Origin of the sequence: Paraburkholderia suaedae, from assembly GCF_040812055.1 — a bacterium.
Classification (GTDB): Bacteria; Pseudomonadota; Gammaproteobacteria; order Burkholderiales; family Burkholderiaceae; genus Paraburkholderia.
In genome coordinates this window covers 43,626-66,227 of record NZ_JBFOAH010000007.1, presented here as the reverse complement: position 1 = coordinate 66,227, position 22,602 = coordinate 43,626, and the positions used below count along the sequence as shown (strand labels likewise).

At 60.0% G+C, this 22,602-nt stretch carries 16 protein-coding genes and 1 pseudogene; 11 read left to right on the top strand and 6 right to left on the bottom strand.

All coding sequences use genetic code 11. From position 1 onward, the window contains the following. Window positions 1-1,573: 1,573 nt before the first annotated feature. Window positions 1,574-3,014: pseudogene (locus ABQJ48_RS12510) on the bottom strand (PQQ-binding-like beta-propeller repeat protein); the annotation flags it as partial. A gap of 745 nt (window positions 3,015-3,759) precedes the next feature. Here ABQJ48_RS12510 and ABQJ48_RS12500 point away from each other — a divergent pair. Then, the gene (locus ABQJ48_RS12500) at window positions 3,760-4,809 is read left to right on the top strand and encodes a glycosyltransferase family 4 protein (protein WP_367838330.1); all 1,050 of its coding nucleotides are present in this window, start codon (window positions 3,760-3,762) and stop codon (window positions 4,807-4,809) included. 12 nt (window positions 4,810-4,821) lie between these two features. Further along, entirely contained in the window at window positions 4,822-6,603 is a 1,782-nt protein-coding gene (locus ABQJ48_RS12495; RefSeq protein WP_367838329.1) for an HAD hydrolase family protein, read from the top strand. 600 nt (window positions 6,604-7,203) lie between these two features. On the opposite strand, the gene ABQJ48_RS12490 is transcribed toward ABQJ48_RS12495, so the two are convergent. The 4 genes from ABQJ48_RS12490 to ABQJ48_RS12475 form a co-directional block, all read right to left on the bottom strand. After that, window positions 7,204-7,617, bottom strand: a complete 414-nt coding sequence (locus ABQJ48_RS12490) for a VOC family protein (protein ID WP_367838328.1) — start codon at window positions 7,615-7,617, stop codon at window positions 7,204-7,206. Between the two features lie 62 nt (window positions 7,618-7,679). After that, complete coding sequence (locus ABQJ48_RS12485) at window positions 7,680-7,781, bottom strand: tautomerase family protein (protein WP_367838327.1); 102 nt, start codon at window positions 7,779-7,781, stop codon at window positions 7,680-7,682. A gap of 57 nt (window positions 7,782-7,838) precedes the next feature. Beyond that, window positions 7,839-8,363: a PRC-barrel domain-containing protein gene (locus ABQJ48_RS12480; protein ID WP_367838326.1), complete on the bottom strand. Its 525-nt coding sequence runs from the start codon at window positions 8,361-8,363 to the stop codon at window positions 7,839-7,841. A 473-nt stretch (window positions 8,364-8,836) separates the two neighbouring features. Further along, the gene (locus ABQJ48_RS12475; RefSeq protein WP_367838325.1) at window positions 8,837-9,199 is read right to left on the bottom strand and encodes a hypothetical protein; all 363 of its coding nucleotides are present in this window, start codon (window positions 9,197-9,199) and stop codon (window positions 8,837-8,839) included. Window positions 9,200-9,325: 126 nt separating this feature from the next. Between ABQJ48_RS12475 and ABQJ48_RS12470 the strand changes: the two genes are divergently transcribed. Then, on the top strand, window positions 9,326-10,345 hold the full coding sequence (locus ABQJ48_RS12470; protein WP_367838324.1) for a class I SAM-dependent methyltransferase: 1,020 nt from the start codon (window positions 9,326-9,328) through the stop codon (window positions 10,343-10,345). Between the two features lie 336 nt (window positions 10,346-10,681). Continuing rightward, a complete protein-coding gene (locus ABQJ48_RS12465) occupies window positions 10,682-11,683 on the top strand; it encodes a helix-turn-helix domain-containing protein (protein ID WP_367838323.1) in 1,002 nt (333 codons plus the stop codon). Window positions 11,684-11,707: 24 nt separating this feature from the next. On the opposite strand, the gene ABQJ48_RS12460 is transcribed toward ABQJ48_RS12465, so the two are convergent. Further along, window positions 11,708-12,625: a GNAT family N-acetyltransferase gene (locus ABQJ48_RS12460; RefSeq protein WP_367838322.1), complete on the bottom strand. Its 918-nt coding sequence runs from the start codon at window positions 12,623-12,625 to the stop codon at window positions 11,708-11,710. A gap of 346 nt (window positions 12,626-12,971) precedes the next feature. Here ABQJ48_RS12460 and ABQJ48_RS12455 point away from each other — a divergent pair, with 346 nt between their 5' ends. From ABQJ48_RS12455 to ABQJ48_RS12425, 7 genes are all read left to right on the top strand, one after another. Next, the gene (locus tag ABQJ48_RS12455) at window positions 12,972-14,357 is read left to right on the top strand and encodes a DUF1972 domain-containing protein (protein ID WP_367838321.1); all 1,386 of its coding nucleotides are present in this window, start codon (window positions 12,972-12,974) and stop codon (window positions 14,355-14,357) included. A 143-nt stretch (window positions 14,358-14,500) separates the two neighbouring features. After that, window positions 14,501-16,744: a polysaccharide biosynthesis tyrosine autokinase gene (locus ABQJ48_RS12450; protein WP_367838320.1), complete on the top strand. Its 2,244-nt coding sequence runs from the start codon at window positions 14,501-14,503 to the stop codon at window positions 16,742-16,744. A gap of 94 nt (window positions 16,745-16,838) precedes the next feature. Continuing rightward, window positions 16,839-17,738 (top strand): glycosyltransferase family 2 protein, encoded by a 900-nt coding sequence (locus ABQJ48_RS12445; protein WP_367838319.1) that lies wholly within the window; start codon window positions 16,839-16,841, stop codon window positions 17,736-17,738. Window positions 17,739-17,772: 34 nt separating this feature from the next. Then, entirely contained in the window at window positions 17,773-18,660 is an 888-nt protein-coding gene (locus ABQJ48_RS12440; protein WP_367838318.1) for a glycosyltransferase, read from the top strand. Window positions 18,661-18,855: 195 nt separating this feature from the next. Beyond that, window positions 18,856-20,112, top strand: coding sequence for a hypothetical protein (locus ABQJ48_RS12435; RefSeq protein WP_367838317.1), 1,257 nt, complete (start codon window positions 18,856-18,858; stop codon window positions 20,110-20,112). Further along, window positions 20,109-21,203 carry a glycoside hydrolase family 99-like domain-containing protein gene (locus ABQJ48_RS12430; RefSeq protein WP_367838316.1) on the top strand — a complete coding sequence of 365 codons (1,095 nt, stop codon included), beginning with the start codon at window positions 20,109-20,111 and terminating at the stop codon, window positions 21,201-21,203. Before ABQJ48_RS12435 ends, ABQJ48_RS12430 begins: the two co-directional genes overlap by 4 nt. 118 nt (window positions 21,204-21,321) lie before the next feature. Further along, window positions 21,322-22,578, top strand: a complete 1,257-nt coding sequence (locus tag ABQJ48_RS12425) for an oligosaccharide flippase family protein (RefSeq protein WP_367838315.1) — start codon at window positions 21,322-21,324, stop codon at window positions 22,576-22,578. Window positions 22,579-22,602 lie beyond the last annotated feature (24 nt).

Here is a 22,602-nt window from a genome sequence, read left to right as displayed (position 1 = left end):
GATTCTGGTGAAAGCAGACCTCCGCGGCGGAACCGGTTCTTCCGCGGCGGCGAGTGTGTAGGGGATGCGGCAGCCGAGCCAGAGTCGGGCGGCACGCCAAGCACGCCAAGCACGCCAAGCACGCCAAGCACGCCAAGCACGCCAAGCACGCCAAGCACGCCAAGCACGCCAAGCACGCCAAGCACGCCAAGCACGCCAAGCACGCCAAGCACGCCAAGCACAGGCGCCCCGGCCTCCTCTCTCTCTGGCCGATATCCGTTTGGATCTGCTGGTTCTCGGCGCTCCCGGGCTCTTTGCCCGCCGCGTCGCGCTGTCTCAGGTTAAGCACTATGGCTTTGGCAAAAACGTGTTGTGGTTGCGGTGCGGGGCGGCGGCCAGATGGCGGGGCGCAAGTAACGACACGATCACCCGTAGGTCGTTTTCGGTACCGCGGCGGTTCTTGATCAGACGCGCGGTTGCGACCCGGCCGCCGCGACCCAGGCAGGGACCCGGAAGCAGCCAACCACCGGGAAGCCGGTCAGCGCCTCCGATGATCTCCCTCGTTCGGTAGACCCGGTCCGGACCGTGCGTCGGCGTGCAGATCGGTCAAGGAGCGTCGACGTGGCCGTAATGCGGCGCACTTGTCGATCCCGCAAACGCGCTTCCGCCGAGCCAGGCATCTTGCCGTACGAGCAACCATCGACGGCATTTATCGTCGCGACGGGCCTGCCCATCCCGGTGATCCCCGCGCGTAACCACGCGACGAACCAGCCGAGCGATACAGATAGCCGTTCCCGCTCGTCGACAACGAGCGCGCCATGTGATGGATCGCCACCACCTGCCGGACGAGCAGCTGCGCGGTGTTCTGGCGCGGCCAGCGAACTCCCGTTGCGTCCGTACCTCGCCGATGCGAGTTAGCGCGCGTCTTCGCGGTTTGGGCCTGCTCGTCCTCTTTTGTCCTCTCAGCTCTCGCCCACACCGGGCTGTCTGCGCGGCGTTCCGTGTCCTGGCGGTGCGGTTCGGGGTGATCGGGCCCTGTCTTTCGATTCCCCTATGGAGACCGCCCGGGCCCGCCCGAGCCGCGAGTCATTCGGTGACCATCGTTCTGTCGCACTTTGCCGCAAACCACCGACAGGTTAGAGGTCCGCGCGTGCATGCTTCGCGCGACCGCTGCCAACGCTGGCCACGGTGCCGCCGCAGTCAAAGTCACTTAGGAAACCTAACGAACAGCCGCGGCATTCGCGCCATCCACACGCGAACGCCTCAATATGGATGTATCCAGGCACGCAACCAGCTAGCCGCCGTGAAACATCGGGCCAACCGTTGCCACCCACCCCGAGCCCTTGTCCGGCGCGGAGTCTGGCGAATTACGGGGGTGATGTTTCACGAAATGAGCGACGTCGCGCGGCGCATTTGATCCGAAAAGCCGACACGCGGCGAATTTTCGGTAATTTCGAGATGCGCGTATCAAACGTTACGTAATTTGTAGCTAGAGCCGCACCCCTTCGCCCCATTTGCACTGTCCTCGCTTTTTGGACGAAATGGAATGCGTGTCGCTTGGTCAACGAGCACGCCCCCCTCAACTTGCGACGATCTAACGCAACGTGTACGCGATCACAAAGTCTCCCTGCTTCGTGCCCAGCGTTCCATGTCCGCCCGCCGTCACCAGCACGTATTGCTTGCCGCTGCTATCGGCGTAAGTCATCGGGGTAGCCTCGCCACCGGCGGGCAGGCGGCCCTGCCAGAGTCGATCGCCGGTGCGCACGTCGTAGGCGCGCAAATAATAGTCGAGTGTGCCCGAGAGGAATGCCACGCCGCCGCCCGTCGTCATCATTCCGCCCAGGCTCGGCACGCCGAGCGGCAGCGGAATCGGCAGCGGCGCGGTATCGCGGACCGTGCCGTTTTTGTGCTGCCACACAATGCGCATGGTGCGCAGATCCACGCCGGCCACATAGCCCCACGGCGGCGACTGACACGGAATGCCGAGCGGCGAAAGAAACGCGCTCAGTTCGAAGCCGAATGGTGTACCGAGCGCCAGGTTCATGCCGCTCGTCTCGCTGCCCTTTTTCTCGCCGTTGTTCGACGGAATCTGCGAGCGCGGCACGAGTCTGGAAGTGAACGCCATGTAGCTGGGGTTGGCAAGCAAGACGTGGCGCACCGGATCGACAGCGATGCCGCCCCAGTCGAACACGCCGAAGTTGCCGGGAAACACCAGCGAACCATGCTCCGAAGGCGGCGTGAACATGCCGTCGTAGCGCAGCGATTTGAACTTGATGCGGCACCACAGCTGATCGAACGGATTGGTACCCCACATGTCGCGTTCGCGCAGTGTCGGCGGGGCGAAATCCAGGGCGGAAAACGGTTGTGAGGGCGATGTGTGATCGCCCGGCGCTGCACCCTGCGGCACCGGCCTTTCGGTGATGGGAGCGATCGGCTTGCCCGTCTCGCGATTGAGCACGTAGATGCTGCCCTGCTTGGTGGACGCGATGAGTGCGGGCTGCACACCGCTCGCCGTTGGCAGGTCGACCAGCGTGGGCTGACCGCGATGCGCTGCCACTGGCTGCCTTGCGGCTCGCTTCGCTTGCGCTGCCGGCTCCGGCAGCGCTGCTTGCCGCCGCAGCCGCAGCGGGTGCCGCCCGATACAGCCCGTCGTCATGGTAAGACACTCCGCGACACGTCATATGCGCCCAATTCCTGAAGCCCACCGGACTTTGTATCCGCGGGTTGTAGCGCCAGATTTCCTTGCCGCTCGCTGGATCGAGTGCGATCACGATGCTGTGCGGCGTACACAAGAACAGCTTGTTGTCGACCTTGATCGGCGTGTTCTCGTCGGTGGTTTCGGTCGGGTCGCCGGATCCTGGCTTGTCGCCGGTTTCGTATCGCCAGGCCATCTTCAGCTGAGCGGCATTGGCCGGCGTGATCTGGGCGAGCGGCGAGTAGCGTTGGCCCAGCTGCGAGCCGCCATAGTCGGTCCAGTCGCCCGCCTGCCGGTTCGCCTCGCCAGCGAGCGCCGTGGCGGTCGGTTTCGCTGCGCTCACCTGGATGTCACCCGCCTGGTCATACGGAGGATTGAAAGGGGTAACGAGGCCAAGCAGGACCGTCAGCACGATAGCGGATGCCAGCGGCACGATACCTTCGCGGGGCATGGACGGCGGCCCGAAAACGAGCTTGCGCGTGACGGGCGGCACAAGCAGCCCGAGCCCGAGCACGAACCACAACCACAGGCGTGGCAGCAGTTGCCAGAAGTCGAAGCGCGCCTCGACGACCGCCCAGATCACCGACGCGAACAGGATCAGCGCGAACAGCAGCAGCGCAGCGCGCCGACGCATCCCCAGGAGGAGGGCAGTCGCCGCGATGCCCACACCCGCCAGCATGTAGTACCACGAGCCGCCCAGCATGGCGAGCCGGATGCCGCCAGGCAGCAGCGCGAGCCCGATGCCCAGCAAAACGATCGCTGGTACGGCCAGCGCGGCGGGCAAGCGGTGACGACTCGGCGTCTGCATGGCGAGAACCTCGACGAACGAGTAGGTCGATCGGCGGGTCGAAAGGGGTGAATTGCGCGCGACCACGCAGGCAGCGTGCCCGCGTTTCGACGGTCGCTGCGCGCGCTCGTCCCGCCGGCAAATACCGGCGCGATGCCTACCCCACGGAAGAGCTTATGGTCCGACATTGACTCCCCGACATCGGACGACGCCTCACCTTGGCTGGCCCCACCCTTCGTCGGATGACGGGAACAGTTGATGCTGGGTTGAGCGCAGACCCATCTGCTAGCCGAACCCCATGCGCATCGCTCAAGTATCGCCGCTCTACGAACGCGTGCCGCCTGTCGCTTATGGCGGAACCGAGCGCGTCGTGTCATGGATCACCGAAGAACTCGTGGCCCGCGGGCACGACGTCACGTTATTTGCGAGCGGCGACTCCGTCACGCGTGCGCGGTTGGTCTCCGTCGTTCCGCGACCCTTGTGCGAAATCGAGAACACCGCCGACTCGCATGCGTTCCACGTCGCAATGCTGGAACAGGTGGTGCGCCACTCCGGGGAATTCGACATCGTTCATTTTCATACCGACTATGCAAGTTTTCCATTCGCGCGGCGCCTGCATTGCGCAAACGTGACGACCCTGCATTGGCGGCTCGACATCCCTGGCCTCAAAACGATGTATCGCGAGTTCGCCGACATGCCAGTCGTGTCGATTTCCAATGCGCAGCGCTTGCCGTTGCCTGACCTCGCATGGCAGGGCACCGTTTATCACGGGCTGCCACGCGAGCTGTACCGCTTTTGCGCGCAGCCCTTGAATTACCTGGCGTTCGTAGGGCGCATCGCGCCTTCGAAAGGCCCCGCCGCCGCAATCGAGATCGCGCAACGGGTCGGCATGCGCATTGAATTCGCCGCCAAGATCGACGAGAGCGATCGTGCGTATTACGAGCGTGAGATCGCACCGCTGTTCACGCGAGCGCATGTGCACTACCGCGGCGAGCTGGGAGACTGCGAGAAGAACGGATTCATCGGACGAGCGCGCGCGCTGCTGTTTCCGATCGAATGGCCCGAGCCGTTCGGGATCGTGCTCGTCGAAGCGCTCGCATGCGGCACGCCCGTGATTGCGTTCGGTCGCGGGTCCGTGCCCGAGATCATCGAGCACGGCGTGACCGGTTTTGTCGTCGACCATATCGACGAAGCGGTCGAGGCGATCAAGCACATCGACGATATCGACCGGACCCGTTGCCGGGCCGCATTCGAGCAACGCTTCACGGCCTCGCGGATGGCCGACGATTATCTGCACATTTACGCGAAGCTGTGCCAGCAGACGCTATACGCGTCCGGCGCGCGATGATGGAGACGTGTTATGCGCTACCTCGCTCTGGCGACCGACTATGACAACACCCTCGCTGAAAATGGCCGCGTCGCGCAGGCGACGTGGGACGCGCTGGATCGACTGCGCGCTTCGGGCCGATATGCGATTCTGGTGACCGGGCGTGAACTCGACGATCTGCTGTCGGTCTGTCCGCGCACCGACATGTTCGCACGCGTGGTCGCCGAAAACGGCGGCGTGTTGTACGACCCTGCGACGAAACAACGAACGCTGCTGACGGACCCGCCGCCGCCAGCGTTCGTCGATGCATTGCGCGAGCGCGGCCTCGAACACTTCAGTGTGAGTCAGACGCTCGTCGCAACGATGAAGCCGAACGACGAGATCGCACTCGAACTCATACGCGAGCTTGGGCTCGAACTGCACGTCGTCTTCAATGGCGACGCCGTGATGATACTGAACCCCGGCGTGAGCAAAGCCTCGGGCCTGCTCGCCGCAGCCGACGCATTGCATCTGTCGCTGCTCAATGTAGTGGGCGTGGGCGACGCCGAGAACGACCATGCGTTGATACGCGCATGCGGACTGTCGGTGGCGGTCGAAAACGCGCTGCCTGCGTTGAAGCAGCATGCGGACTTCATCACCAAGTATCCCGATGGCCGCGGCGTGGCGTCGCTGATCGATACGATGATCGCCGACGATATGCACCGCGTCGCCGCATCGCTCGACAAGTGCAAGCTCACGGTGGGCAAGCGCCCCGATGCACCCGAAGCCGCGCCCGTTGCGGTCGATGCATATGGCAGCGTGATCCTGCTGGTGGGCGGCTCCGGTTCCGGCAAGTCAACCGCGAGTTCTGCGTTGCTGGAGAGGCTGGCCGACGCGGGCTACCAGCTTTGCATCTTCGATCCGGAAGGCGATTGGAGCAACGACGAACGCACGACTGTGGTGGGCAGTGCGCACAATGTTCCCGCCGAAGAAGAGGTGCTGCAGCTGCTGCAATCGACGCACCAGCGCGTCGTCGCGATCAACATGATGCGCGTGGCGCCAGCCGATCGTCCGCAGTATGGCGCCCAGTTGCAGTTGCGGCTCCAGGCGCTGCGCGCGAAGACGGGCCGGCCGAACTGGCTGGCTTTCGAGGAGGCGCATCATCTGTTTCCAGCGGACTGGGCCTCCGCAGACACGGCGGTCCCGCAGCGCCTCGAATCGGCGTTGATCATTAGCGTCGACCCGGCACAGCTTGCGCCTGCATTGCTACGCACGGTCAACGTCGTCATGGCGACGGGCGAAGATGCAGCGGCGAAGCTAAACTCGTTCGCCGCCGCGGTGGGCATTGCGGCCCCGGATGCGCCGAGCCGCCGTATCGCCCGTGGCGAGGCGCTCTTCTGGCAGCCGCTCGGAGGCGGGCAGGATGGCGCGACGCCCGCCCATGCGCAACCCTGCGTGGTGAAGATCGAGCGCGGGCGCAAGCAGCAGCGCCGCCATCAGCGCAAGTATGCCGAAGGGCTGCTGATTCCCGAACGCAGTTTCTATTTCCGCGGTCCCGACGGCAAGCTCAACCTGCGTGCGCATAACCTCGTGCTGTTCGTCGAACTTGCCGAAGGCGTCGATGAACAAACGTGGCGTTTTCACCTGAAACAAGGCGACTATTCGCGCTGGTTCGAGAACACGATCGGCGACGACGATCTGGCGAGCGAGGTGCGAGCGGTCGAACAGGATGAATCGCTCTCGGCAAAAGACAGTCTCGCGCGGATTCGGGAGGCGATATACCAGCGCTATACGCAGCCGGAGAACCCCACGTTGCCGCGACTGCGTGAGCAATAGCGGTTTGCGCAAAGCCTGTAACGGAGCGCAGCAGCACCTGCCGCCCGGCATTAGCCGCGCAGCCGGCTTCGATAGTACACCGAAGCGTTTACGGAACGTACCGACGGGTGCGGACACTAAAGGGACTCGAGAAATTGATCGAGGGCGCGTTTCATTCTGCGGATGGCCGCGGCAACTGCCTCTCGTCCTGTGCCGTCAAGGCCTCTCGCAACTGTTCGACGCTCACCAGCCTGATAGCGCGTACCGATAAGGTAACGAATGCGCCGAGAAGTGTGGCTAGCCTTGGGGGCAATACGCATATCTTGCCGCCGCTCGCGACAGCCGACAGCAAGTTCAAGACATGTCTCTTCTGGCGCAGCCGCTCTCGGCGAGTGTCGGGAGACTCGCTGATTATTGCGCCCACTATCGGGATTGGTCGGCTCGATGCGACGCCAATGATGCACGGACGGATCTATCGGGGGAGGACGAGGCGAAGAATTGCAGTTGCAAACGGCTGATGCCGGGGACAGGCGGCCCTCGCCGTTCACATGGGTGGGCCGGTGGCACCAGGCATCGCCGCGACAAAGGCCAGCAATGTGTAGAGCCGATGAAGGCCGACCGTCATCTGCGCGGATCGAAATCGAACTCGAGTCTGATACCGCCGGGTTCGTACACCATTGCGTGCCGCTTCGGTCCTTCACCCAGGTTCTCGGGTGCGAACTCCGGCACGACGCCGGGCCATCGAGAAACGCGCGCAAAGATTTCGTTGAGCGCTACTTCGCTGTCGACCCGTAACGCGAGGTGGTGCAGACCGACATTCGTCTTGCGGTCGAACTCGACCAGCCTGTCCGGGTTCGCCACCTGCCAGAGCGTCAGCATGATGTGGCCGTCAGACACGAAGGCCGCGGGATAGCTGGGCCGCTCTCCAACCAGTTTCCAGCCGAGGCACTCGATGAAGAAGTCGCGCGTGACGCTCAGGTTGGGAACCGTCAGCCCAAGATGGTCGATTCCCTGCGTTAGAGGCTTGCCGTCCATTGTCATTTTCTCCATTTGTCATCAAACGATGGCGCCACCGGATTACGGCGATGTGAACACCCCTATTTCAGGCCTGGCTGCTTGCGATACACGTCGGTCGGTAGACCGCCCCAGCCCCAATGCTCCGTGTCCACTTCCTGGATGACCACATAGGTTGGCTGCACGCTCGCGCGCCGCTGACATCCTCACGCTGACATCCTCAATAATAAGCGTCGTGCTCTTCAAAGTTTGACGTCCCCTCGCTCCGGCGACGCCGGTGAGTCACCAAGGCTTTCACCGATCCGCATGTCGCCACGCTCGTCGACTGGCAATTCCGTGCGGCGCTTCCAGTAGGGCTTGCGGCCGTAGTACGTATGCATGCTAGTGGCCCAGTTCGGGTCGGCCATCGCCGGCCAGTTATCTTTGTCGAAGCCCGGTGCATTCCTGATCTGCTCCGAGGATGCCGACAGCACGAAGCATTCACGCGACGTGTCGAGCGTCAGCGCGTCCCACGGGATTGCGAGGAGTTTGCCCCCGATGCCGAGAAAGCCGCCGCTTGCCAGTACCGCGTATGCAATGCGGCCGGTGCGCACGTCGAGCATGATCTCCTTGATCTTGCCGACGTCGTCGCCGTCCGCGCTTAGCACGGTCTTGCCGTGGAGCGTCGCCGCGGCCATCACATCGGGACCCGGTCCGTCGGAGGGGTCGTTGGTTGTGCCGGCGATCTGTGCGCCGCTCTGGGTGGAGGACTGATTGGCCAGGTTCATGATACGGCTCCTCGCTGATCGACGATGCTCGATGAAACTACGCGGCTTCAGTGCATGACGTAAGTCATCCGGCAACCACGACTGAACTCCCGACGTCTGGCTGAGACCGCCCACGCGACACCGCCGAGCGTACACATGCCTGGTCTGCAGGTCGCTGACCTGCATGACGCTGTGCTGGCTTGCGCTTTTGCGGCACGCCGTCTTGCTACCGGCTTTTCTCGTGGCGCGCGGCAAGCCGGGCCGCCCAAGGCTGCCTGAAGTTCCGGCCGGTTCAAACCTTACGGGCCGGCTTGGAAGTTTACAGTTCAGACAGGCTCGGTTGCACCGAGTCAACCGAGCCCGTCTGAACCTCCAATACGCATAAGGGTAATCTATACCGCCAGCCCTTCAAGTTGCGCGCGCCAGCGCCGAAATACTATTCAAGCGCCTATGCGACGGCGAGCCACGGCGCGAATCCAGCGGCCACAGAATATCTAGGGAAGGCTTGAGGCGTGGCGACGGCAGGCAAGCACCAGGCTCACCGTGACTTCGCCGCCGACCCACCTGCGTGTGCGGTCCACGTCTTCGGCCGATCCTGGACCGCTTCCCGGTAGTCGCGCGTGAAGTAATCCGACTACTTGCACGGCGGCGGCCAGAGCGTCGGCTTGCCGGCGCAGATCGTCCCCGAGGCTAACCAGGGACGCGCCCACGCGCGGTGCGGCTCCGTTACCCAGCGCGCTCTCGCGTACCTGCGCTTCGATGTTGACCGGATTGCGAAAGCGCTGGCTCGACCGATGCATCACCAGCACGTCGGCACCGACGCTGCCGCTCGTCGTCGCCGAGGCGAGGCGGTCCACCAGGCGGTCCAACGATGCGAGCTGTTCGATGATGCGCCGATGCCCTCACCGCGATAGACGACGGGAGCATATGGCGGTTCAAGCTCACGTCCTGTCGTCATTTGCTCATCGAATTAGAAAAAGATATTGCTTTTGGCACTTTCGCTTGCAGTGTCTTTGAGCCCCCTGTGCCAATTGAAAGCTTCGCGTTTAAAAGACGTTCGTGAAGCTGTCGGACGCGGCGGGCAAATCTCTGCGTTTCGAATGCAAGGTTCCCCGTCGTTCGCCCTCTGGCTTCCCGCTAGTTCTCGTGGCTGTCTTCAAGGTCGAATCGAAATGAGCACACCCGCTTCTGCCGCACTCAAGACCCGCGTGAAACGCCGCATCAAATGGCCGTTGATCGCGCTGGTGGCGTTGCTCCCCGATAGCATACAGTCGGTGCTTTTCGTCCCGAGCGTTCGGCGTCTTGGCGAACGTGTGCCAGTGTTACGCGTCGTTTATACAGGCTGCTATCGCACGCATCCGATCGATCGTGAACTGGGTACGGACACCGGCGGCATCTTTCCCCCAGAACCGCTTTACGGCTTCGGCGCAGAGTGCGGAAACCTGCCATACATGGGTTCGCAGCCGAGCATCGTGCGGCGTGTGCTTGCGCAACTCGGCGACGTACGCGGGCATACTTTCATCGACGTGGGCTGCGGGAAAGGGCGGCCAATGATCGTAGCGACCGAGTTCCCTTTCGACGCGGTGCTCGGCTATGATCTCGCCGCTCCTCTGGTGGACATGGCGAACAGGAACGCACAGATCGTGGCGCGCGCGCATCCGGAGCGCACACCAATGCAAGCATTCGCGGCAGATGCACTCGGGCTCGAGTTCACTCACCGCAAGCTGGTCATCTTTCTCTTCAATCCGTTTGGCTCGAGCGTGATGTCCGTGCTGCTAAATAGTCTGGAGCGAGCGCTGGCGGACGGTTCGATAGAGACGTTGAGGGTGATCTATATCTACCCAGTCTGTGCGCATGTACTTGACGCTTCCCCCATGCTCGCGCGCGACTGGTCCGCCTGCGTGCCCTATGAACCCGGCGAAATTGGCTACGGCACGGAGGACAGGCAGGACGTCATCATCTGGAAAAGCGTCGCCAGGCGGGGGCACGAATCTTCGCCGTGACCTCCGTTCCGCAGCCTGGGATTTACCCGGCAAAGTAGTTGTGTGCGAGCACTCGTATTGCGACGCCGGTTTGGCAGTCGTTTTGTCTGGAGGTTATGGAGATCCGCTAAAACAGAGGCTCTCCTATGTTCGGGAGTCCGACACATAAAACAAAAAGCGTTGCGCAAGGCCGCCCTGACGCCGAATAGCCAATTGCGAATGTTCCGTTTTGCGAAACCGATGCCCTCGACAACCGAAAATTAATCGTTTAGCGTATCAACGAACGAAATACCGGCTGTCCAGATCGGCCGGTAATAATGGCTTATCCGGGTGGGGTGTTGTTCATCAGGGCAACGAGTGAAGTACCGGACCGCGCGTAGCCCGCCATGGTTGCTGTCGGGGAGAACAATAGTGAATACAACACGAGCAGATTGGCGCGCCAAAATTCACGTTTCTGCGGCGAGAAGCGTTACGGCAGTCGAAATCGTTTTATTCGACGGCTTCTCATTACCGAAGATTGCGGCAGTTATCGAGATCTTTCAGAGGGACAACGACTTGATGCAAGCGCAGGGTAACGGGCAACCGCGCTATGCAGTGTCGCTTTTGTCATCGTCAGGTGGCAGGGTAGCGAGTTCGTCCGCCGTACAGGTGTGGACTGAAAAGGCGAGTTTCGAACGAGCCACGAATTCACCGGTTCTGCTGTTCATTGCGGGAGGCGCGGGCGCGATACGGGCGGCGCGCGACGATCGGCTATGTGGGTGGGTGCGCCGGCGTTACGCGGTCAGTGCCATGGTGTGTCCAATCTCAGAAGGCAAACTGATTCTGGATGCCGTCGGCTTAACCGGCCGATATGATCTGCCGCCGCATGACGCGTGTGGCGGGCATCACGCGCACAAGCAGGACCAGCCGAAAACTCCGTCGAGCCCGATTCAGACGGCGCTTCAGGTCATCAAAGAGGACTTCGGTACGCAACGCGTTAGTGACAAGGTCATGGCATCCGCCCGCTGGCTGGATGCGAACGTGGACCGGCCGATCTCGATCGGGTTGGCAGCCGATGTGGCCGCGATGAGCGAGCGCAACTTCCTGCGCCGCTTCAGAGCGGAAATGGGCATGACGCCGTCGGACTATCTTCAGAACGCGAGACTGAAGCTGAGTTGCCGAATGCTGCTCGAATCACAACTGCCGGTGGACAAGATTGCGCGCCGTTGCGGGATCGGCAGCGGAGGGCAGCTCGCGAAGCTGTTCAAAAAACATCTGTCGATTACCCCGACCGACTATCGGCTCAGCAATATCAATCCTGAGAAGATGGGAATCAGCTACAGCAGTCTGGAACCCGGCGGGTTGGCCGTGTCGCGCTAGACGATAAGCCCTCGAAGCTGATTGCTATCCGGCTTGCGCGCTTTTTACCGAGTCATTCCTGCGCGCGAAGTTGGCAAGTTCGCGCGAACGGGCACGTGCGCTGCGCATGAGCGCGAAGTCCGCCCGCATGTATTCGAATGCATAGCGTCGCACCAGGTGTCCGCCGAAGCCAGATAGGAATTGCAGAATCCCCGCTGTCGAAACGCCGTCGAAGTCGAGTTCGAGCTGCCGTTCGCGGGCGATCTTTATCGCTTGCCAAATAAGCAGCGCGACTGCACCGCTGTGTGCGCTCGCTTTGCGCGTCGTCAGCAGATAGTAGAGGTTGGCCCGGTCCCAAACGAGCGTGGTCGCGGCGCTCAACGAGCCATCGCTATCAAAGCAGCCGAGTAGGGTGCCGGCTCCGCGCCGCAATACTTCGCTCAACAGCCGTCGCATGGTTGTCGAGCCGTATACGTTGTCGAGTTCGCGCGCGCAAAGGTTTGCGTCGTAGAAGTCGACGAACGCGTCGGCGTCCGCGATCTCCTGCACGGAGAATCGCCCCGAAGATCTTCTCACTCTATTGCGTGTGTTCCAGCGAAGTTTGCGCCAGACCGTTTCTTCATCCAGGCCCGCCGGTAATTTGAGCGTGAATTGCACCGACACCTTGAATCCGCCCAGCGCAAACGCGGCTGCCTCGGCGTCCGATACGAGCGGATCCGCGATCTGCTGAAAGTGCGCGCACTTGGGCAACTGCGCGATCAACTCGCGCGTGACATCCAGACGATGGACCCATTCGGGACTGCCTGCGTCCGCGGGTTGACGCTTGATCACGGGCCCGAGAGTCCGGGTGAGCGGCGGCAGATACGACACCCGCCATAAGCCTCTCCGGGTCAGTGTATACGGCATTTCGCCGATGACCTGGTCGCCTGTCTTCACGACAGCCATGTGCCAATCTTTATCCATGGCGGCATCTAGCCACCAGGGTTCGTGAAAAATCGATCTTTGCGTGAGTCCTGCGATCGGGTCATGAGAAGGTGCCGGCTCCAGATGTCTATCGAATAGCCGTTTTGCTGTATTTGGCTTGAGGGCGGCGGGCACTATGACAACGGGAGCGCTGTCTCTTTTCATGACAATCGGTTCCTCTTGAATTGCGACCCATGCTAAGGGAGCCGGTGCGTCTGTTTACGTCAAATACTGGGTGCATTCCGACACGGCCCGACACACAGGCCCGAAGCGTCGCATTCATTGCCTGAAGCCCGCACAGCACCTGTGAACTGATCGGTTCATATTGGCGGAATCAATCACAACAGTGACTGAATTCGCCAGGTTGGCTGCCCTAGGCTTAGGTCCTGTAGCCGAAACAACGCAGCAGGATGAGTCACGATCGTTGAGGTCAATCGACATGCAAGAAAAACAGCTGTTGATCATGGGCACACGGGGCATTCCAGCGCAACACGGAGGTTTCGAGACGTTCGCGGAACGACTTGCGCTTTATCTGACGAAGCGCGGCTGGACCGTGACTGTATATTGTCACGGCCAGCTTGGCGGCACGCTGCTTGCCGATGACAACTGGTGTGGAATAAGACGGGTCTTCGTCCCCGTCAAGCGAGAAGGCGCGATCGGAACGGTGGAATTCGACTGGAAGTCGATTCGAAATGCCGCTCAGAGAAAGGGTGCGCTGGTACTCACGTTGGGGTACAACACCGCCGTTTTTTGCACTTATCTACGCTGGCGCGGTATCACCAACCTGATCAACATGGACGGGCTGGAATGGCGTCGTACGAAATGGCGTTGGCATGAGCGCGCGTGGCTATATATGAACGAGCGCATCGGTTGCTGGACTGGCAATCATCTGATCGCCGATCATCCTTCCATCGCTGCTCATCTTGGAACGCGGGTGAATCGCCGCAAAATCACCATGATTCCGTACGGCGCCGACCGCATCGACGAACGTAGTGGCGGTCTGCCGAAGGAATTGGGCCTCGGTAACGCGTCGTATGCGCTCGTTATCGCACGCCCGGAACCTGAGAATTCGGTGCTTGAGATTGTTACGGCCTTCTCACGCCGCCCGCGGGGCGCCAAACTCGTCGTGCTGGGCAAATACGATCCTCTGAAGAACCCGTACCATCGCGAGGTCGTCGACGCCGCCGGTCCGGAGGTGTTGTTTCCCGGTGCCATCTACGATCAAAACGCCGTGAATGCGCTCAGACGCCATGCGCTTTTTTATCTGCACGGGCATCAGGTCGGTGGCACTAATCCATCGCTCGTTGAAGCGCTCGGCGCCAGTTGCGCCGTCATCGCCCACAACAATGAGTTTAACCGTTGGGTAGCCGGGCCCGAAGCCCGCTTTTTCTCGACTGAATCGGACTGCGATCTGCACATCTCGGCGCTGTTTGCCGATGCCGCCACCGTGCGAGCAATGCGCGAAGCAAGCGGCCGGCGATTCGACAGCGCGTTTCGCTGGGATAGCGTCCTCGCGCAATACGAAGCTCTGCTCGAACGCAATGTGCAAATCGGGCGGAAGCAAAAAGTGTCGCCGGTGCTGCCGTCGACCGTGCCATCGCCGATCAGCGCGGTCCTCGAACCGGCTGCCGCGGCGAGCGGAACACTGATTGCGACGGGCACGCTGTCTCATGCAGCGAATCTCGATGTGGACGCAATCTTCAATGAAAAGGAAATCGTTGATCACCGGTAGCGCCACGAGCGATCACGCTCGTCAATGTCGGTGTTGGCACGGGTAGCGACTTCGCCAGCCAAACGATCGATGGTTCGCCATAAGCATGCATTGGCGCGCGATATGTCACGGATCTCAACGAAATCTCGACCGAGTACCCAACTATGAATGCCCAGAGCCCCAGGCCGTTAGATCGTGTGCAAGAGTCCGAAGAATATGGCCTGGTCCGGCTCATCGACATCATTATCGAACAACGCCGGATGATTCTTCTGATCACCGTTAGCTTTGCTTTGCTTGGCGCCTTATACGCTTTCCTCGCTCCGCCGGTCTATGAGGCCGACATCATGGTGCAGGTGGAGGACAGCCCCGAGGCAGCCGCGGGCAAGAGCCTGCTGGCCGACGTGTCGGCGCTGTTCGACGTCAAGTCGACTGCCGCCGCCGAAGCGCAGATACTCGGATCACGCCTCGTCGTCACTCGGGCAGTCGACGCGGTGCATGCCTACATCACTGCTGCGCCCAAGCGGTTTCCTGTCGTTGGCCGCCTGATCGCCCACCAGGCATCCGGACTTTCGGAGCCCGGTCTGTTCGGGTGGGGCGGTTATACCTGGGGCACCGAGGAGATCGACGTTCCGCTATTCGATGTACCGGCTCGAAGCGAAGACAAGAACTTCACGGTAACGCTCCTCGATGATGGGCGCTATGCGCTGTCTGGCCCAGGACTCGAAGCGCCGGTGCATGGCAGAATTGGGAATAACGAAGCGTTTCATGTCCCGAATGGCACCATTTCGCTTCGGGTTCAATCAGTCACGGGAAAACCGGGCGCCGCGTTCACGCTGAAGCGCCGCTCGCGACCCATGACGATAAGAGACATTCAGGCAGGGCTGAATATCCAGGAAAAAATCAAACAGTCGGGCGTTGTCGTCGCCACCCTTCAGGGCAAGGATCCGGTGAACCTGCGCGATCTGATGGCACAAATAGGCAAGGAATACGTCAAGCAGAACGTCGATCGGAAATCGGAAGATGCGGCTCTGTCGCTCAGGTTTCTAGACGCCCAGTTGCCCGTGCTGAAGCAGCAACTCCAAACGTCCGAGCATAGCCTGACGAAACTGCGCGACGAGAACGGTACTTTCGACCTTAACGAAGAGGCCAGGATCATTCTCGCGCAAGCGGCGGACACCAAGACGCGACTGATCCAGTTCCAACAGAAGAAGCAGGAAATGTCGGCTCACTTCGGTCCCGACTCCAAAGACGTTTTGGCAGTCGACCAACAGATCGGCGTATTGCAGAGACAGTCGGATCAATTGAACGCGAAGCTCAAGGTTCTGCCGGAACTGCAGCAACAACTGGCTCGAGTCATGCTGGACGTCAAGGTCAATACGGACCTCTATACATCGCTCTTGACCAACGCCCAACAGCTGTTGCTCGTGAAAGCGGGAAAGGTGGGCAATGTAAGACTCGTCGACACGCCTGCATTGCCGGACGAGCCGGTCAAACCGAAGAAAGCTCTCGTGCTTGCCGCGTCGGTGGTATTTGGCCTGATTGCGGCGACCGTCGCTGCTTACGCACGCAGTATCCTGTTCGGTGGTTTCAGCTCGGCGTCGCAGATTGAACAGAGTGCTGGTCTACGCGTGTATGCGACGGTTCCGTTCAGCAAGATCCAGGCTGCCATCGTGCGACGAATGCGCGATCGTCATCAGGGCGTCAGCATGCTTGCTTTGGAAGCGCCGCATGATCCCGCAGTGGAAAGTCTGCGCGGTTTGCGCACCGCCTTGAAGTTCGCCTTGTTCGAAGCAACGAACAAGATAGTGCTGGTAACCGGGCCGGCGCCAGGAGTCGGAAAATCATTTGTATCGGCCAATCTCGCAGCGCTTCTCGCTGCAACGGGCAAGCGAGTCCTGCTCATAGACTGTGATATCCGAGAAGGGCGTTTGCACCGCTACTTCGACGGGCACATCGCCGTTGGCTTCACTGACTTGCTCACGGGCACGGCCGCTGCCGAAACCGCAGTGAGAAATGTGGCTCCGAACCTCGACTTCATTTCCAGGGGTTCTATCCGGCAGAACCCGTCTGAGCTGTTGATGGACGACCGAGTACCCGACATCATCAAAGAGTTAGCGGTCGGATACGACATTGTGCTGATGGATTCGGCACCCGTCCTTACGGTGACCGACGCGACTGTATTGGCGCCGGCCGCCGGCACCGTGCTCATTGTCGCAAAAGCGGGCGTGACGAAAGCGGGTGAGTTGAAGGAGTCGATCAAGCGGCTGTCGCAGAATGGTGTGATGCCGAGCGGCGTTCTTTTCAATGGCGTCAATCCGAATCTGGGCCGATACGGATTTGGCTCGATTTACGGGAGCTACCGGTACGCCTCTTACAGGTACGACGAAGCTCCCAGGCTGTCCAAGTAGCTCAGCGGGCATCGTGCATCATCCACGGCGAGTGGCCGGTCACCGGAGCAAACCGACTTCGCCAGTTCGACCCGACTCTTATCTGCAAGGTGACATGCAAAATCCGATGATCTCCGTGTTGATGCCTGTGCATAACGGTGCCCAATTTCTTGCGGAAGCGGTGAACTCCATTTTGCAACAGCAATACCGGAACTTTGAACTGCTGATCGTCGACGATGGATCTGATGACCAGACCAACGCGATCGCGACCTGGCTGAGGCTCCTGGACAGGCGCGTTCAGGTGCTGTGGCAGGAGAAAAGCGGAATAGTGGCGGCATTGAACCACGCGATCAACCACGCAAGTGGCAAGTACCTCGCGAGAATGGACGCAGACGACATTGCGCATCCGTTGCGGCTCGGCATGCAAGCGGAAAAAATGGAGGCCGAACCGCGGCTGATAGCCTGCGGAACCGACTTCGTCAAGTTCGGCAACGCGGCTCAGTACGTATCCACCCCGCGTACCGACGAGGATTGCAAGGCGCTGCTGATGATAGAGAGCTGCTTTGCACATCCAACGGTGATGATGCGCGCGCAAGTCATCAAGCAGGAAGGTCTTGAATACCGCGCTGACGCGGAATATGTCGAAGACTACAGGCTATGGACCGAGCTGGCGCAATTTGGCAGGTTCGCCAACATTCCTCTGCCGCTACTGCGCTACAGGATTCACAGCGGGCAGGTCAGCTTCGCACGAATCGAGCGTCAGCGGGATGCCCACGTCAGCATAGCGAGCGAAATTCTGGCGCAACATGGTCGTACGGTGGGGATAGGAAAGCTCAGGGAGTTTCTTTGGCCGTCCGTTTCCGGCGTGGAAAAGGCGATTCCGTATTTCATCAGCTCGCGCACGATGGCAAAAGACATCAATGCGGCCGCTCCGCAATGCAACTGGCTGCACATGCGGATCAGAAGAATTCGGCTGCGCAACGCAGTGAAGATGGCGGATCGAAAGAACGTATAGGCAATCCCCCGTGAATGCGGTTCAGGAGTCGTGTATGGATGCGAAAGCCGTGCTGGATGTGAGCATGGTCGTGGCCAATTTCAACAACGGTCGCTACCTCGAAGAATTTTTCCGTTCAATCCTCGACTCGACGGCGTTACCGCGCGAGATCATCTTCGTCGATGACGGTTCCACCGACGACTCGCTGGTCATCGCCCGCCGCGCGTCGCAAACCGTGAAGAATATGAAGATCGTCGCACTGCCGGAAAACGTCGGCTTCGCGAATGCGTTGAATGCCGGCATAGCAGTTAGCGCCGCAGCATATATCATGAGGATGGACCCTGACGACATTCTTCTACCTACACGCATTGAGCGCCAGTACGACTACATCACGCGGCACGATCTCGATGTGGTTGGAGGTAACGCGCTCATTTTCCACAGCTCCACGGGTGCGTCGATCGGTTCGACCAATTTTCCGTCGGATCACTCGGACATCGAGAAGACGATCATCAAGGGTGAAAACGGCGTTCTTCATGCTACGGTCATGGGCCGCGCCCGGTTCTTCAGGAGCGAGCCGTACATTCAGGAAAACGTGCCTGCCGAAGACTACGACATCTTCGCCAGATTCCTGAAGCGTGGAGCGCGATTTGGCAATTTCACCGAGCCGCTCATCCGATACCGGATCCATGACACGAGCGCATCCGCCCGGCTTCGCTACTCGACGGTCTTGCGCACCTACCAGCTTCGCGACAGCATCTTTGGCGGGCGCACCCCGCGCTGGAAGATGCGCAGCTATTACTGGTTCATCAAGTGCTACCGGAACTACCTGGACTCACGCTCGATAGTGTCGAAATATGCGTGGGCTGGACTCTCGTCGCTGTGTTATCCGCAAAAGCTCGCGAGAAAGATCGCAAGACACGTCGCCTACCGGTCGGGAAGCTGACTATGGGCGATCGATTCCATGAACGGTGCGTCCGTAACCAACGCTCATTCAATGAAGCGTTTGGAGACGGCGAGAGCGATCCGCCTACCGTCGGGCAGCCCGTCCAATTCGGCGCAGGTGCGCGAGCGCTGGTTACGCGTAATGTGGCCCAGGGTGCAGTGGTAGCCGGCAACGTTGCGCGGGAGGTCGCTCGAAATGCGCTCCCAACCTGATGACCTCCCGATCTACTTCATCGTGGGTGCGTTTGCGCTGGACAACGCGGTCAATTATTTTTCCGCGGTTCCAGTGTACGTCGCGTCCATCCCCGTCTCGATACTGCTGATGTTTCGTTTTACCCGCGACCAGACGGACCGGCTGTGGTTTATCGTATGCATCCTGCTTTTGATGGCATCGGCATTGGTCAACTTTGCGCGGTTCAGGACGTCGATCGAGGACGTATCCGACATCCTGTTCCTTGCACAGTTTTTTTCCGCTTTCTTTTATGCGCGCAATGCGCGCGTCAGTCCGTCTGCGATCAGTCATGCGACCTATGTCTTCGCGCTGCTGTTCCTGCCTGCGCTGATAGGCATCAACGGCAGCGATTCGGGTGATGGCGCCGATGTGTTCACTTCGGGATCGAACGACGTCGAGTTTCTCAGAATATACAACCAAGGCTTATATCGGCTCCCCCACGTAGCGTCTTATATGCTCGCCTTCGGCAGCCTCTGGTGGACCTACGTTGCAACATACAGCCGGAAGAAACGGCACTTGATGCTCGCGGCCGTGTTTCTCGCGTTTACGCTTTACACAGGGTCGCGAACCCCGGTGATTGTGATGGGCGCAGCCTACCTGGTCGCGAACATTCGGCTCCGGGTGCGCGAGATGCTGGTCAGCGCGGGCATGGTTATGCTCGCAGCGCTGTTTTTTGTCTATATGACGGAGATTCTGAACGCCCTCTTCGGGACCTTCCTGTATCAGTATGTGTCTTTCTTCGAGACGATGCACGACAACTTCGACCGCTTGAGCCGCGTCATCATCTGGAGCAGCTGGTGGTCGGCGGTTTCGTCGTTCGACGCGCTGGACTTCTTCTTCGGTCGCAATTTTTCGAGTTCTTTCGATTTCAACGCGCGCGAAATCGGTCTTTACATCTGGTTCCACAACGACTTCTTGAGCGTGTTTTACTCATACGGTATGCCGGTTCTCATCGCGTATGTGGTCCCCCACCTGTTTTCGATAACAAGATCCGTGCACGTCGCGTCGTCATCGAGACTGCATCCGATGCTCGGGATTTTCATTGTCTCTGCTGCTTTTGTGAACGGCTTCTACAAGTATCTGCCGGTGATGTTCTTCGTCTTTCTGTTTTTGGATGCAGTGGACGTAGCCGCCTACGCCAGAGGCGACGCGTCCTCGGCCGACACGGCCGGGAGTCGGCTCCAGATTGAAGAAACAGAGCACGTGGCGAGGACAGGATGAAGATCGCGCGTACCCTCATCCGGGCGTTCGGGGCTTTGCTGTTGGCGGTCGCCATATCCGTCGGCGGCGCGCAAACCAGGAATTACAGCGTCGGCGTCTACTACTATCCTGGTTGGAAGTTTGTCCCTCCGCTGATCCAGGGGCCGCCGTGGGACGCAATACGCGAGTACGGTGGTCGCAAGCCGATTCTGGGCTGGTACGACGAAGGGAGGATCGACATAGCGACACGTCAGCTCGAATGGATGCGCAAGTACGGTATCGACTTTGTGATTTACGATTGGTACTGGATCAACGCAGGGGGTCCGGTTCTTACGCACGCGATAGACGCCTATTTGCAATCACCGGCCCGGTCCGCCGTCAAATTTTCGATACTTTGGGCGAATCATACCGATACGCCGTCTTCGCTAGCGCAGTTCGATGCAATCGTTGACTATTGGATCGGTCATTACTTTTCGCAGAAGTCGTACTATCGCGTCAACGACGTGCCTGTCGTTTTCGTGTTTTCACCCGACGGGCTCGAGCGCAAGGCGGCTTCATTCGGCACCGACGTCGGGCAGCTGCTGCGACGGGCACGCCGGAAAGCGATCAAGGCCGGTCTGCCGGGAATCTATTTCGTCGGGACGAGCCAGGCAGTCGCTGGACCCGTTCAGCGGGACCTGCCATCGTCCGGCTACGACGCCGTGAGTGCGTACAACTATCACATGGGTCTCTCGGGTACCTATTCAGAGGACATTCCCCTCTCGCATTCCTATCGTGAGCTGACCGACGGCTACCGTCAGAGTTGGAGCTGGATTCTCGCACATTCGCGGCTACCTTATTTCGTGCCCGTCACGTCTGGCTGGGACAAACGTCCGTGGGGTGGTAGCCCCGACAAGATGCACGACCAGTCGTACAGCACACCACGGGAGTTCAAGGAACATCTGGAGAATGCCAGGTCGGTGCTGAACAGATTTCCGGGCGAAACGCTCCGCACGGTGGTCATCTGTTGCTGGAACGAATTCGGCGAAGGTTCGTACATCGAGCCGACAGAAAAGTGGGGCTTTCAATATCTACAACAGGTAAAGAACGTGTTCGGCACGCGTGCTGAGTGAGGGTGCTGTCGTCTCATATTCGTGCGCAAACAGACCGGAATGTGTCGACGCCCACGTTTTGAAAGACTGGATCGGTGTCTATGTACCTAGATGGTGCAGATTTTAAAGGCCATTTCGAATGCTTCGCCAAAAGTCCGCAACCGGTATCAACCCAAGAGATTCCGTCGTGTCGCTGTGCGGAGTCGTGATTGCACAGCTTGCGATGTTTGTTTGCGTGTATCTGCTCGGCCATTGGCACGGCCAGGGCACACTCGGGCGATTCAACTATTGGCTCGCGATAGGCTCATTTACCAGTTCCGTACTTGCTTTTCGCTTTGAACTCGCCTGCGCCGACGACCAGCCCTCGGCGTCCTTCAGTGCGTTCATTCACTCGAGCCTGATGGCGGTCGCGGTCGTTCTGGCCGCGCTGCCGGTCATCTATCTGCTCGGCGATCGCGAGTACTACATCATTGCGCTGTTCTCGCTGGCGTCGTTCATTCAGATAGCGGCGTCGCTGTACTACAACAGCTTACGCAGCTACGCAAAAGTTGCGATTCCCCGAACCGCGATCAACGTGCTATTTGTCGGGTGGCTGGTTTTCGATCATTTTCGCGCGCAGCCCGACGGCTCGGACCCCTTCGTCTGGTACTCGTGGATAAGCGCGGGCGTCGTTCTGGTCATGGTGATCAGCATTGTCACAGGCGCGAAAAAACAGGGTTTTTCCTTTCACATTTCGAGGCGCTTCTTCGTCGACAACCGGCGCTTCGCCATCTACATCCTTCCGTCGACAGTGTGCGAATCGCTCGTCAGCTCTGCGCTGGCCGTCGTCATTCCCAGATGGTACGGCGTGGAAAGTGCCGGTTATTTCGCGGTGGCCTATCGTCTGGGCTTCTTCCCAGTGTCATTGATCGGTCAAAGCCTGGGAGCCGTTTTCAGACGGGACGCGCTTGCGGCGATATCGGAAGATGGCCGGGGCATGGAGTTGCGCCGCGTCTATGCCACCTATGCGCGCACACTCACGGCGCTTGGCGCGCTTTACGCGTTGGGTGGCGCTCTGCTGTTTGCACCACTCGTGAGACTGACCTTTGGTCCGAGTTGGCATGAGACGATCGAACTTTTCTTCCGTCTCTTACCATGGTTCACCCTGCAGATCATCTTCCTGCCGCTTGCACAGATCTTTCTTGCTGCCAGAGCGCAGCGCACGCATTTCCTTTTTCAGTTCACGTCTTGCCTGGGGCTTTGCGCGACGATGTTTCTGACCAGGGTGGCTGGGCTGCCGGTTCAGGAATGCGTGCAGGCCTTTTCGCTGTCGGCGGCAATATTGACTATCCTGGGAATTGCGCTCACATATCGGGCGGTCAATGCGAACGGCGCGCTTTCGAGTCGGCAGGCTTAGACTTGCTAAAGGGCGATCGAACCG

Excerpts from the sequence above, each read along its gene's own strand:
- ABQJ48_RS12500 (WP_367838330.1), top strand. The coding sequence starts at position 3,760 with ATGCGCATCGCTCAAGTATCGCCGCTCTACGAACGCGTGCCGCCTGTC.
- ABQJ48_RS12495 (WP_367838329.1), top strand. The coding sequence starts at position 4,822 with ATGCGCTACCTCGCTCTGGCGACCGACTATGACAACACCCTCGCTGAA.
- ABQJ48_RS12490 (WP_367838328.1), bottom strand. The coding sequence starts at position 7,617 with ATGGACGGCAAGCCTCTAACGCAGGGAATCGACCATCTTGGGCTGACG.
- ABQJ48_RS12480 (WP_367838326.1), bottom strand. The coding sequence starts at position 8,363 with ATGAACCTGGCCAATCAGTCCTCCACCCAGAGCGGCGCACAGATCGCC.
- ABQJ48_RS12460 (WP_367838322.1), bottom strand. The coding sequence starts at position 12,625 with ATGGATAAAGATTGGCACATGGCTGTCGTGAAGACAGGCGACCAGGTC.
- ABQJ48_RS12450 (WP_367838320.1), top strand. The coding sequence starts at position 14,501 with ATGAATGCCCAGAGCCCCAGGCCGTTAGATCGTGTGCAAGAGTCCGAA.
- ABQJ48_RS12445 (WP_367838319.1), top strand. The coding sequence starts at position 16,839 with ATGCAAAATCCGATGATCTCCGTGTTGATGCCTGTGCATAACGGTGCC.
- ABQJ48_RS12440 (WP_367838318.1), top strand. The coding sequence starts at position 17,773 with ATGGATGCGAAAGCCGTGCTGGATGTGAGCATGGTCGTGGCCAATTTC.
- ABQJ48_RS12435 (WP_367838317.1), top strand. The coding sequence starts at position 18,856 with ATGCGCTCCCAACCTGATGACCTCCCGATCTACTTCATCGTGGGTGCG.
- ABQJ48_RS12430 (WP_367838316.1), top strand. The coding sequence starts at position 20,109 with ATGAAGATCGCGCGTACCCTCATCCGGGCGTTCGGGGCTTTGCTGTTG.
- ABQJ48_RS12425 (WP_367838315.1), top strand. The coding sequence starts at position 21,322 with ATGCTTCGCCAAAAGTCCGCAACCGGTATCAACCCAAGAGATTCCGTC.